Origin of the sequence: Synoicihabitans lomoniglobus (assembly GCF_029023725.1) — a bacterium.
Classification (GTDB): Bacteria; Verrucomicrobiota; Verrucomicrobiia; order Opitutales; family Opitutaceae; genus Actomonas; species Actomonas lomonigloba.
The window spans coordinates 4,588,704-4,602,379 of sequence record NZ_CP119075.1; the positions used below are offsets into that span (position 1 = coordinate 4,588,704).

3 protein-coding genes are annotated in these 13,676 nt (G+C 63.1%); all 3 read right to left on the bottom strand.

From position 1 onward, the window contains the following. Positions 1-5: 5 nt before the first annotated feature. Positions 6-6,152, bottom strand: a complete 6,147-nt coding sequence (locus tag PXH66_RS17655) for an autotransporter-associated beta strand repeat-containing protein (protein WP_330932086.1) — start codon at positions 6,150-6,152, stop codon at positions 6-8. Between the two features lie 186 nt (positions 6,153-6,338). Beyond that, complete coding sequence (locus PXH66_RS17660) at positions 6,339-12,509, bottom strand: autotransporter-associated beta strand repeat-containing protein (protein ID WP_330932087.1); 6,171 nt, start codon at positions 12,507-12,509, stop codon at positions 6,339-6,341. 92 nt (positions 12,510-12,601) lie between these two features. Further along, on the bottom strand, positions 12,602-13,624 hold the full coding sequence (moaA, locus tag PXH66_RS17665) for a GTP 3',8-cyclase MoaA (protein WP_330931165.1): 1,023 nt from the start codon (positions 13,622-13,624) through the stop codon (positions 12,602-12,604). Positions 13,625-13,676: the final 52 nt, after the last annotated feature.

A 13,676-nucleotide genomic window follows, 5' to 3' on the forward strand; every position in this document is an offset into this window, starting at 1 on the left:
CGGGGTCAGTTGGTCGCGGGGGCGGTGGTCTGGCGGCGTTTGCGGCGCAGCAGGAAGGTCGCCAGGCCCGTGCCCATCAGGATCGCTCCGTAGGTCGAGGGCTCCGGCACCGTGATCTCGTTGGAGCCGTAGTCGTAGGTCAGCCAGATCGTGTCCGCCGAGGTGAAGCCGTCGAAGGTGATTTGCGCGGTGTTGGTGTCGCGTTCGTCCAGCGTCGCTCCGCTGAAGTTCGCGGCGGTCCACAGGTCGTAGAACGAGTCCCAGCCCACGGCGGTCACCGCTACGCCGGGGTCGATCACGAGGCTGCCGATGTTGAACGTCGTCGCGTCGACGCCGCTGAAGTCGATGATCGAGTCGCCGGTGATGTGCAGCGTATCGAGGTTAAACTCGGTGCCGGCGCCGGAGAGCTTGAGGGTCGTGTTGGCGGCCAGTTCGAGGGTGCCGCCGAAGACGAAGTCGGCCGCGATTTCCAGGGTGCTCGCGGCGTTGAGCATCATCGTGCCGGTGCTGGCGGAGCCGTCGGCGCCGGCGCCGATGAGGCCGCCGTTGAGCGTCATGATGCCGTCGACGTCGAGCGTGCCGGTGAACGCGCCGGCGTTGCCGATCTTGTCGATGCCGAGGGAGCCGCCGGAGGCGATGGTGAGGGTCCCCGAGCCGTTGAGGTCGTCGATCGTCTCGGTGTAACCGCCGACGGCGAAGGTGCCCGCGGCGCCGAGATTCACGTCCATGGTGTCGGCGAGGATGTTGGAGTTACCCAGGGCGAAGGTGCCGGTGTTGATGTTGGCGGTGGCGTAGGTGTTGGTCCCGGTGACGGTGAGCGTGCCGGCGCCGTTTTTCTCCAGGGTATTGAAGGTGTTGTTACCGTTGAAGGTCGTGTTGCCGAGGGAGTCGACCGTGAGGGTTTTGCCGGAGCCGGTGATGTTGCCGTTGATGGCGAGGGTCGCGCCGGAGTCGGTCTGGATCTCCGCGTTGGCTTCGAGGGCCACGGAGCCGCTGACGGTGTTGGTGCCGGTGGTGGCGCGCAGTGCGCCGGTGCCGTCGCCGTTGTGGCCGGTGCCGGAGAGTTTGAGGGGTTCGTTGCCGATGTTGACGTTGGACAGTTGGAGCTGGGCGCCGGAATCGACCCGGGTGTGGCTGGAGCCGACGGAGCCGAGGCCGGAGTCGTTGTCGACGATGACGATGCCGTTGGAGATCTCGGTATTGCCGACGTAGGTGTTGGCACCGGAGAGGGTCAGGGTGCCGTCGCCGGTCTTGTCGAAGCCGCCGTTGGAGAGGATCGCGTTGATGTCGAGGTTGGCCCCGGAATCCACGACGATCGAGGCGGCGCTTTGGTTGTTGAGGCCGAGCAGGCCGTTGATGGTCGCGTCGGCGGTGGCGCTCAGGCTGCCGCCGATGTCGAGGCGGTTGGCGTCGCCGACGTTCTTTTTCGCGTCGATGGTGCCGCCGTTCATGGTGACGTTGTTGACCACTTCCTTGTGGCCTTGCAGGTCCCAGTAACCGTCGGAGTTGATCGTGATGTTCGAGGTGTCCGCGATGATCTGGTTGGAGTTATCGGCCCCGGACTCGAGGATACCTTGTTGGAGGATGGCGGAACCGGCGGCGCCGGTGCCGTCGCCGATCGTGACGTTGCCGCGCATGCCGCTGTTTTCGGTCGCGTAGGTGTTGAGGATCGTCGTGCCGTCGGTGAGGAAGAAGTCCGTCGAGGGGGACAGGATCGAGGGGTAGGCTTCGCCGTGGTTGAGGGTCAGCGTGCCGGAGCCGGTTTTGATGATGTCGCCGGTGCCGGTGAAGTCCGACTCGACGACGATGTTACCGCCGTTGGTATTGAGCGTGAGGTCGTGGGTCGACAGGTCGAGCACGGGTGAGTTCGCCTGCGTGCCCAGGTTGAGCGTGCCGCTGGTCGCGCCGATGGTCGCGTTGGCCGTGAGGGTCATCGGCGTATCCACGGTGTTGTTACCCGAGGTGCTCAGCAGCGCGCCTTCGCTGGTCACGCCCACGCCCGCGAGGTAGAGGTTGTCCTCGGTATCGATGTCGATGCTGCCCGTCACTTCGAGCGTGCCGCCCGAGAGCACGCTGGTGGTGCCGCCGCCCGCGCCCAGCGCGTTGTCGGCGGTCGCAATGAGTGTCGTGCCCGAGGTCACCGTGATGTCGCCGGTGAAGGTGCTGCTGTTGCTGGAGAGGGTCAGCGTGCCGCCGTTGACGTTGAGGTCGCCCGTGCCGCTGATCGCTCCGCCGTAGGTGTTGTTGCCCGACGCGTTGTTGAGCGTGCCGTCCAGCGCCAGCGCTTCGCCTGCGATGGTGATGTTGTTTTGGATCTGCAGCGTGCCCGCCGCGCCCACCGTCGTGCCCGTGCCCGCCGTGCCCAGCGACGTGTTGTTCGTCGCAATCACTTTGCCCGCGTTGATCGTCGTCGCTCCCGTGTAGCTGTTCGCTCCCGACAGGGTCAGCGTGCCGGTGCCGGATTTGGTCAGGGTGCCCGCATCGGTCGCGATCACACCGCTGACGAGCGTGTTGGAGGAGCCGTCGATGGTGAGTCCGTTGCCGCTGCCGGTCACGGTGCCGGAAATACCAAGCGTGCCGGTGCTGGATTTGATGGTGGCGTTGGAGCCGAGCACCACGGAACCGGACAAGGTGTTGGCCCCGCCGAAGTTTTCGATCGCGCCGTTGCCGGATGATCCGGTGCCGTTGATCGTGATGGTGTTGTCGAGGTCGAGACCGCCTTGAATCTGCAGGTTGCCGCCGGAAGCGACATTGACCGCGCCGGAACCAAGCACTTCGTCGCCGCCGGAAATATTGAGCGTGCCCGCGTCAACGTTGGTCGTGCCGCTGAACCCGGTGTTGTTGCCGTTGACGTAGACGGAGCCGAGACCATCGACGTTCAGCGTGCTGGAACCGTCGCCCACGATGTTGCCGTTGATGGTGGAGTTGACCACGGCCGCCGCGCCAATCGTCAGATCACCGCTGCCCAGATCGAGGGTGGAGCTGGTGCCGGTGGCATTCAATTGAGCCACGGTTTCGGTCCGGCCATTGAGATCAAAGGTGCCGGTGCCGTTGAGCGTGACGGCGGCGGAATCGGCGATCTGGTTATTCTGCTGGGAGGTGGCGGTGCCGCCGGAGTTGACCACGAGGCCGCCGGTGCCGATGGCGTTGACGCCGGAGCTCTTGTTGAGGACGAGCGAGCCACCGTCGACCGTGGTCGCGCCGGTGTAGGTGTTGGCGTTGCCCCCGTTGTAGGTGACGGTGCCGGACTCGACCGTGACGCCACCGCTGCCGGTGGTGATGCGGCTCACATTAATGTTGCCCGCCCCAGCGAAGGTCGTGTCGGTGCCGCTGCCGGTGAGGTTGCCGGTCAGCGAAAGCGTGGTGCCGGCATCGGCGGTAAAGCGGGTGTCATCCGTTTCGGTCAGCGTGCCGGACAGCGTGTTGTTGCCCGCGACGTTGTGAATGGCTCCACCGTCGGCAACGCCGTCACCGGCGAGTTCGATGTTGTTGGAAGTCGTGCCGACATTGGCAAGTTCGAGCGCGCCGCCGGTGGCGATATGGGCGGTGCCTGAGCCGAGCGCGCCGGAGTATTGCGACTGCACGATGCCCTTGTTGATGTAGAGGCCGCCGGAGTAGTCGCTGTAATTGCTGTTGATGATCAACTTGCCTTCGCCCGTGCCGTCTTTGATGAGCGCGTAGCCGTTACCGTTGTCCTTGATGTCGGCGTTGATGATCAGGTCGCCGGCGCCCGTGATGTCGACGACGGTGTTGTTACCGAGAAAGAGGTCGTCAAAGTAGAGCTCCTGGTCGGAGTCGCTTTGCTGCTGAATGTAGGGGACGGCACCGTTGAGCGTGATGTCGCTGCTGCCGGACGAAATGCGGTAGGTATCGGTGGCGTTCTCACCAAACTTGATGCCCGCGAGGGTGCGGCTCTGGTCGAGATTAACGGCGAGTCTGCCCAGGCCCAAGTCGTCGAACAAGGCGACCTCGTTGGAATTGGGATCGCCCCACCAGGTCCAGTTCGCGTCGGTCGTCCAGTTGTTGCTGGAGCTGCCGTCCCACTCTTTTTCGGTCACCGCTTTGAGACCGAGCAGGTAGGCGTTGCCGTAACTGCCCACCGTGGTCTGCCATTTTTCCTCCGCCACGCCGTAGCCGGAGAGATAGATCGAGCTGACGTCCTGACCGGACACTTTGGTGGCGAGTCCATCGACACCATCTTCCCAGTTGTTGATGACGAGCACGCCGCTGGAAGGAGCGGTGTAGTTATCGAAGACAAAGTTGTTCGCGCCGCCGGGGGTGCCGAAGTCAATGGACGCGCCGTCACCGGCGGTGAGATTGTCGATGCGCTCCGAGTAGCCGTTCAAGTTGAGCGAGGTGCCGTCGTTGAGCACCAAGTCCGACGCGTTGGCCAACCGGTCACTGGCGCCCAGGGTGATCGAGCCCTCACTAATGGTGGTGGTGCCGGTGTAGGTATTGTTGCCCGAAAGGATGAGATCGCCCGAACCGGTCTTGGTCAGGTTGCCGGCACTGGAACCGCCGTTGGCGATGACCCCGCTGATGGTGTTGGAACCCAGGGTATCGAGGGTGAGGGTGCGACCAGTGTTGTTGTGGGACAGATTGACGGTGCCGCCGACGGTCGCGTCGTTCAGGCCCAGCGTATAGTTGCCGCCCGTTTGCGTGAGGGTGCCGGAGGTGGTGATGCCGTTGAGCGCGGCATTGCCGTTGAGCGCGATGGTATTGCCGATGGTGGAGGAATTGGTGGAACCGAGCGTGCCGCCGTTGAGGTCAACCGTGCCGGAGCCGAGGGCGGTCGAGGCATTCGCATTCAGGGTGCCGCCATTGATATCGGTGCCACCGCTGAAGGTGTTGGCGCCGCTGAGCGTGAGTGAACCGGCGTCGTTTTTAATGACGGCACCGGAATCGGAAATGATCCCGCTTTGGGTGACCATCCCGCCGACCCCATCGAAGGTGACGGTGTTGCCGTTGGTGTCCAAATCACCGCTGAGCGTGAGCGTGCCGGCGTTGGAATTGCGCACACTGATGTCGTTGTTGATCGCCAAGTCGGAAGTGATGGCGTGGTTGCCGACCCCATGGGTTTGAGTCGCGGCCACGCCGGTGAATCCGGCGACGCCGCCGTTGTCAAAAGTAAGCGTGTTATCCTCAACCGTGTAATCGAACGGCGCGTCGAAGGTGACGGAACGCACCGTGCGATCGGCTTCGGTGGCGATCGTCTGCGCGGTCGAAACATGGGTATTGTCGAACAGGATATCTTCGCCGGTGCCAGGCACGACGGCAGGGTCCCAGTTGTTGTTGTCACCCCACGTGCTGTCGTTGGTGCCGTTGGACCACAGGCTGGCGGCAATGGTGGACGCCTCCACATTGCGAATCTCGTGAATGTTGTTCTGGCCACCGGTGCCAGCCGTGAAACCCAGTTTCAGCGTTTCGGGTCGGGCATAGGAAGAGAGGTCCATCTGCAACACCGTCTGCGGAGACGTGCCACCCTGCTGCAATGTCACCGTGAGTTGGTTGGTCGCATTGAGCAGCACCTGCACCTGATTGATCACCGACGGACGAGAGCCCACTCCGGGACTGTCGATCGACGTGCCCAACGTGCCGCTGCTGCCCAAAAATGCATACCCAGAAGCTTCCGAACCGCGCACGGCGATGGCATCGGGAGAGAACGCGATGCCGCCGGTCTTGCCTTCCGTGGCCGCCGAATAGTTGCCGAATTCATCGATACCTACGCCGATGTAGCCCCCCGCCAGACCGGCTTCCGCGTTGCGCTGGGCATAACCCAATGAACCACCGGGGGCGCCGACGGAAAACGTGGTGCTCCCATCAAACAGGAAAAACGCAATGCCATCCGCGCCGTTGCCTCCCCAGGAGGCGTATTCGAACGACGCGTAAACGGTCGCACCAGCGGCGTCGAACGCGGTGTCAAAATACGCACTGGTCGCCTGGTTGCCATCCGCCGTCGTGAGACGCAGCCAGCCATCTCCCGCGGTATCAATACCTTGGTCCGCAGTGAGCGTCGGGGTGTAGTTCGTGCCCGCAAAGACCCAGCCGGATGCGGAGGTTTCTTTAAAACTCTCCGTGAGGACCTGCGAATGACCGGCGGAAGCGGTTAAAAGCAATCCGAGGACGGCTGCACTGGATCTAGTAAAATTCACGATCAGTCATACTAAGGTGTTTACCCTAGCTTGATCAAGACCTAACCTCGCCCGTAATACTACGCATGCATGGCAAAGGGTATCTACTCGGGGTCCGGCCGCGTCATTCCGGCGACCCATTCCGTCAGAAATCGGCGGGATTACGGCAAAAACTGACGCGGAAGCCGTGAGGCGACGGCGGCAGGGTCAGTTGGTCGCGGGGGCGGCGGGGGCGCGGCGTTTGCGGCGCAGCAGGAAGGTCGCCAGGCCCGTGCCCATCAGGATCGCTCCGTAGGTCGAGGGCTCCGGCACCGTGATCTCGTTGGAGCCGTAGTCGTAGGTCAGCCAGATCGTGTCCGCCGAGGTGAAGCCGTCGAAGGTGATTTGCGCGGTGTTGGTGTCGCGTTCGTCCAGCGTCGCTCCGCTGAAGTTCGCGGCGGTCCACAGGTCGTAGAACGAGTCCCAGCCCACGGCGGTCACCGCTACGCCGGGGTCGATCACGAGGCTGCCGATGTTGAACGTCGTCGCGTCGACGCCGCTGAAGTCGATGATCGAGTCGCCGGTGATGTGCAGCGTATCGAGGTTAAACTCGGTGCCGGCGCCGGAGAGCTTGAGGGTCGTGTTGGCGGCCAGTTCGAGGGTGCCGCCGAAGACGAAGTCGGCCGCGATTTCCAGGGTGCTCGCGGCGTTGAGCATCATCGTGCCGGTGCTGGCGGAGCCGTCGGCGCCGGCGCCGATGAGGCCGCCGTTGAGCGTCATGATGCCGTCGACGTCGAGCGTGCCGGTGAACGCGCCGGCGTTGCCGATCTTGTCGATGCCGAGGGAGCCGCCGGAGGCGATGGTGAGGGTCCCCGAGCCGTTGAGGTCGTCGATCGTCTCGGTGTAACCGCCGACGGCGAAGGTGCCCGCGGCGCCGAGATTCACGTCCATGGTGTCGGCGAGGATGTTGGAGTTACCCAGGGCGAAGGTGCCGGTGTTGATGTTGGCGGTGGCGTAGGTGTTGGTCCCGGTGACGGTGAGCGTGCCGGCGCCGTTTTTCTCCAGGGTATTGAAGGTGTTGTTACCGTTGAAGGTCGTGTTGCCGAGGGAGTCGACCGTGAGGGTTTTGCCGGAGCCGGTGATGTTGCCGTTGATGGCGAGGGTCGCGCCGGAGTCGGTCTGGATCTCCGCGTTGGCTTCGAGGGCCACGGAGCCGCTGACGGTGTTGGTGCCGGTGGTGGCGCGCAGTGCGCCGGTGCCGTCGCCGTTGTGGCCGGTGCCGGAGAGTTTGAGGGGTTCGTTGCCGATGTTGACGTTGGACAGTTGGAGCTGGGCGCCGGAATCGACCCGGGTGTGGCTGGAGCCGACGGAGCCGAGGCCGGAGTCGTTGTCGACGATGACGATGCCGTTGGAGATCTCGGTATTGCCGACGTAGGTGTTGGCACCGGAGAGGGTCAGGGTGCCGTCGCCGGTCTTGTCGAAGCCGCCGTTGGAGAGGATCGCGTTGATGTCGAGGTTGGCCCCGGAATCCACGACGATCGAGGCGGCGCTTTGGTTGTTGAGGCCGAGCAGGCCGTTGATGGTCGCGTCGGCGGTGGCGCTCAGGCTGCCGCCGATGTCGAGGCGGTTGGCGTCGCCGACGTTCTTTTTCGCGTCGATGGTGCCGCCGTTCATGGTGACGTTGTTGACCACTTCCTTGTGGCCTTGCAGGTCCCAGTAACCGTCGGAGTTGATCGTGATGTTCGAGGTGTCCGCGATGATCTGGTTGGAGTTATCGGCCCCGGACTCGAGGATACCTTGTTGGAGGATGGCGGAACCGGCGGCGCCGGTGCCGTCGCCGATCGTGACGTTGCCGCGCATGCCGCTGTTTTCGGTCGCGTAGGTGTTGAGGATCGTCGTGCCGTCGGTGAGGAAGAAGTCCGTCGAGGGGGACAGGATCGAGGGGTAGGCTTCGCCGTGGTTGAGGGTCAGCGTGCCGGAGCCGGTTTTGATGATGTCGCCGGTGCCGGTGAAGTCCGACTCGACGACGATGTTACCGCCGTTGGTATTGAGCGTGAGGTCGTGGGTCGACAGGTCGAGCACGGGTGAGTTCGCCTGCGTGCCCAGGTTGAGCGTGCCGCTGGTCGCGCCGATGGTCGCGTTGGCCGTGAGGGTCATCGGCGTATCCACGGTGTTGTTACCCGAGGTGCTCAGCAGCGCGCCTTCGCTGGTCACGCCCACGCCCGCGAGGTAGAGGTTGTCCTCGGTATCGATGTCGATGCTGCCCGTCACTTCGAGCGTGCCGCCCGAGAGCACGCTGGTGGTGCCGCCGCCCGCGCCCAGCGCGTTGTCGGCGGTCGCAATGAGTGTCGTGCCCGAGGTCACCGTGATGTCGCCGGTGAAGGTGCTGCTGTTGCTGGAGAGGGTCAGCGTGCCGCCGTTGACGTTGAGGTCGCCCGTGCCGCTGATCGCTCCGCCGTAGGTGTTGTTGCCCGACGCGTTGTTGAGCGTGCCGTCCAGCGCCAGCGCTTCGCCTGCGATGGTGATGTTGTTTTGGATCTGCAGCGTGCCCGCCGCGCCCACCGTCGTGCCCGTGCCCGCCGTGCCCAGCGACGTGTTGTTCGTCGCAATCACTTTGCCCGCGTTGATCGTCGTCGCTCCCGTGTAGCTGTTCGCTCCCGACAGGGTCAGCGTGCCGGCCTCATCCTTGACGAGACCGCCCGAGCCCGTGGCGACCACGCCTGAAATCGTGGTGCTGCTGGTGCCGCCCACCGTGAGGGTGTTGCCGCTGCCGGTGACCGTGCCGGAGATGGTGAGGCTGCCGGAATTGGACTGCACGCGGGCGTTGGAGCCGAGCACCACGGAACCGGACAAGGTGTTGGCGCCGCCAAAATTCTGCAGGGCACCATTGGCGGACGTGCCGGTGCCGTTGAGCGTGATGGTATTGTCGAGGTCGAGACCGCCTTGCACCTGGAGATTGCCGCCGGAGGCCACATTGACCGCACCGGAGCCGAGCACTTCGTTGTATCCGGATATGTTGAGCGTGCCGCTAGTGACGTTGGTCGTGCCGCTGAACCCGGTGTTGTTCGCCGACACGTAGACGGAGCCGAGGCCGTTGACATTGAAGGTGCTGGTGCCGGAACCGGTGAGGTTGCCCGAGATGGTCGAATTAACGACGGACGGTGCTCCCACGGTGAGATTGCCTCCGCTGCCAAGGGCCACGGTCGAGGCCGCGGTCGTGTTGAGCTGGGCGACGGTTTCGGTCCGGCCATTGAGATTGAAAGTGCCGGTGCCATTGAGCGCGACGGAGGCGGAGTCGGCGATCTGATGATTCTGCTGGGAGGTGACGGTGGCGCCGGAATTGATCACGAGGCCGCCGGTGCCGATGGCGTCGACGCCGGAGTTCTTGTTGAGAGTCAGCGAACCACCGTTGACGGTGGTGGCACCGGTATAGGTGTTGGCGCTGCCCCCGGTGTAGGTGATCGCGCCGGACTCGACGGTGACGCCACCGCTGCCGGTGGTGATGCGACTCACGTTGATGGCTCCCGGACCGGCGAAGGTCGTGTTGGTGCCGCTGCCGGTGAGGTTGCCGGTGAGAGAAAGCGTGGTGCCGGCATCGGCGGTGATCCGGGCGGCGGCGGTTTCGGTGATGGTGCCCGTGAGGGTGTTGTTGCCGGCGACGTTGCGTAAGGCGCCACCGGAGCTGACACCCGAGCCGGCGATTTCAATATTGTTGGTCGTCGTCCCGGAGTTGGAGAACTCCAGCGCGCCGCCTTCGGCGACGTGGCCCGTGCCCGTGCCCAATGAGGTGGTGTGTTGGGCCTGCACGATGCCGGTGTTCACGTAAAGTCCCGCACTGTAATTATTGTCGTTACCGCTCAGGATAAGTCTTCCCGCTCCCGTGCCGTCCTTAATGAGGGCGCGACCCGTGCCATCGTAATTACGCACGTCCGCATCGATGACAAGGTCGCCCGCTCCCGTGATATCGACCACGGTGTTGGCGCGAAGTCGCAGATCATCCATGGCGAGGGTCTGAGTCACGCCGCTCTTTTGTTGGATGTAAGGGACGGCACCTTGAAGCGTTATATCCCGATTTCCCGAAGAGACCGTGTAGGAGCTGGTCGCATTCACGCCGAAGATAATGCCCCCCACGGTCCGGTTGGCATTGAGTGACACACTGGTGCGGCCGAGGCCGGCGTCATCGAAAAGGGCAAATTCGGAGGAATTGCTGGGCACGTTGGCCGGCGACCAATTGTTGCTCGTATTCCAACTGTTGCTGCTGGAGCCGTCCCACTCGAGCAACGTGACGGCGGCAGAGTTCAGCAGATAACCCGTGCCCGATCCGTCATAGGTGGTGGTGCCGCCGGAGTAGGTTGCGACGCCGTAGCCCGAAAGGTAGATGGAGCTGACATCCTGACCATTGACCGTGGTCGCCAGTTTGTCGGTGCCATCTTCCCAATTGTTGATCACGAAAACACCGCTGGACGGGGCCGTGTAGGTATCGAAGAGAAACGTGTTGGCTCCCGGCGTCGCCCCGAAGTCGAGCGTGGCGCCGTCGCCGCCGGTGAGATTGTCGACGCGTTCGGAAAAGCCGTTGAGATTGAGGGTCGTGCCCGCGCCGAACACGAGATCGCTGGCGTTATGCAGACGGTTGCTGGCACCGAGGACGATGGCGCCGTCGGAGATGGTGGTGGTGCCGGTGTAGGTGTTGGCGCCACTGAGGGTGAGTGAACCCGGGCCGGTTTTCGTGAGGTTACCCGCGCCGGTCCCGCCGTTGGCGATAACTCCGCTGATGGTTGAGTTGGTGCCGACGTTGAAGTCGACGGTGCGGCCGGTGTTGTTGTTGGCGAGGTTGACGGTGCCGCTCTGCGTCACGCCACTGAGCCCGATGGTGTGATCGGCCCCGGAATTGGTGAGCGTGCCGGTGCTGGAGATATTGGCGAGGGAGGTATTGCCCGTGACGGTGAGCGTATTGCCAATGGTGCGGCCGGTGGTCGATGCGAGCGTGCCGCCCGCGAGCGTAACCGTGCCGCTGCCGAGCGCATTGTTGTGGTTGGCGTTGAGGGTGCCGCCGTTGAGGGTCGTGCCACCGGAGTAGGTGTTGGCGCCAGCAAACGTGGCGGTGCCGGCGTCGTTTTTAATGATGCGGCCTGAACCGGAAATGACACCGTTCGCTGTGGTCGTGCCCCCGGAGCCGTCAAACGTGATGGAGCGGCCGTTCGTCGCAATGTTACCGCCGAGAGTGAGCGTGCCCGAATTCGAATTGCGGACGTAAATATCGTTATTGATCGCGATGTTGGAATTGATCGCGTGATTGCCCACGCCGTGGGTTTGGGTGGCGGCGACTCCGGAAAATCCCGCTACGCCGCCGTTGTCGAAGGTGAGGGTGTTGTTGTTGACCGCGTAGTCGAATGGCGCATCGAACGTGACCGATCGCACGGTGCGATTGGCCTCGGTGTTGATCGACTGGTTCGTGGCAACGTGGGTGTTGTCGAACAGGATGTCCTCGCCGGTGCCGGGAGTGACCGTGGGGTCCCAATTGGTATTGGTGCCCCACGCACTGGTGCCTTGGGAATTCGACCAGAGGCTGGCGCCGATGGTCGAGGCTTCCACGTTCCGCACCTCGTGGTAGTTATTGCTGCCTCCGGTGCCCGAAGTGAAACCCAGCTTCAGCGTTTCGGGACGCGCAAAAGCGGATAGATCCATTTGCAACACGGTCTGCGGCGAAGTGCCGCCCTGCTGCAGCGTGACGGTCAGTTGATTGGTCGCATTGAGCAGCACTTGCACCTGATTGACCACGGACGGGCGAGATCCCACTCCCGGCGTGTCGATCGAGGTGGAGAGGGTGCCGCTCCCACCCAGAAACGCATAACTCGAGGATTCCGACCCCCGCACGGAGATCGAATCCGGCGCGAACCCCGTTCCCCCGACCCGACCTTCCGTCGCGTTGGAAAAGTTGCCGAACTCATCAATCGCCACACCGATGTAGCCTCCCGCCAACCCCGCGTGGTCGTCCGCGCCCGTGCCGGATTTTTGAGCGTAACCCATCGAGCCGCCGTTGGCCCCCACCGCAAACGACGTGCTGCCATCAAACAGGAAAAAGGTGATACCGTCCGCCCCGGTTCCGCCCCACGTCGCATACTCGAAGGAGGCATAGACCGTCGATCCCGCCGCCGTGAAGGCCGAATCGTAATAAGCGCTGGTGGCCTGGTTGCCACCATTGGACGTCAACCGCAGCCATCCGTCACCGACCGTATCGGTGCCGGTCGAGGCCGTAAGCGACGGCGTGTAGCCCGTGCCATCCATCACCCATCCGCTCGCCGTCGTGCCCGTAAAACTCTCCGTTAGCACCTGAGCATGCGAAATCCCCAGGCCAAAAATGGGAAACGAGAGCCATTGAATAATTCGGGGCAGCTTCACGAGATATACAAAATGGGTAATTATCCCCACATTAGACAAGCACATTTAAAGCGCAAAACTACGCATCAAACCCTACGGGGAGAGTGATTTAACTACCCACCCAAATAACTCATTTCAGCCTTCGCTGTGGACTCGCCGCGCGCCATGATTTCCGCGCGTTCATCGGAATAACGATCCCGGCGACCCGCCCAGATTCGCGCCACGTAGGCACGCAGTTCAGACGCATCCGCACCGGCGCGTAAACAACCCAACACGTTCCAGCCCAACGCTGTAAACAAGCAGGTGTGCAGTTTTCCATCCGCCGATAAGCGCGCCCGATGGCAATCTCGGCAAAACGGCTCCGTAATCGAGGCAATGATTCCAATCTCCCCCGCGCCGTCGACATAGCGGTATCGGGCGGCCACTTCGCCGCGATAAGAGGGTCCCACGGGCTCAATCGCCCACTTCACGCCGATCCGCTCGAGGATCTCCTGCGCGGGCACCACCTGATCACCCGTCCAGTGATTGGAACTGCCAACATCCATGAACTCGATAAAGCGCAACGGCAGTTTTCGATCGCGAAAGTAGGCCGCCACCTTTTCGAGCTCATGATCATTCACGCCGCGTTGGACGACCATGTTGATCTTCACCGCCAATCCCGCCGCGATGGCCGCGTCGATGGCTCGCAATACCCGGGTGGGATCGAGGCCTTGACCGTTCATGCGTCCCGCCGTGGCGGCCTCCAGCGAGTCGACCGATATATTGATCCGATCCAACCCCGCCTCCCGCAAAGCCGGCAAATGCCGCTCCAGTAGCCATCCATTCGTCGTCAGCGCCACATCGCGCACCCCCAGCTCGGTCTTCAAGCGCCTCACCAACTCCGGCAAATCCGGCCGCAACAACGGCTCGCCTCCGGTCAGCCGTATTTTCTCCACCCCCAATTCCACAAATGCCGCCGCGATGCGCACAATCTCGTCGGTCGTCATCAACTGCGGATCGCGCATGAACTGATAGCCCGGACCAAACACCTCCCGCGGCATGCAATACGGACACCGAAAATTACACCGATCCGTCACCGATATACGCAAGTCGCGCACCGGTCTGCCTAAAATGTCCTGCACCGAGCTTTTAGCCATGAATCTCCCCACCAAGACGCTAATCGCCCGCGACACAACCTCGGGATGCAGA

What these genes read in the sequence shown, in the direction of transcription:
- moaA (WP_330931165.1), bottom strand. Translation starts at nt 13,624, where the DNA reads ATGGCTAAAAGCTCGGTGCAGGACATTTTAGGCAGACCGGTGCGCGAC.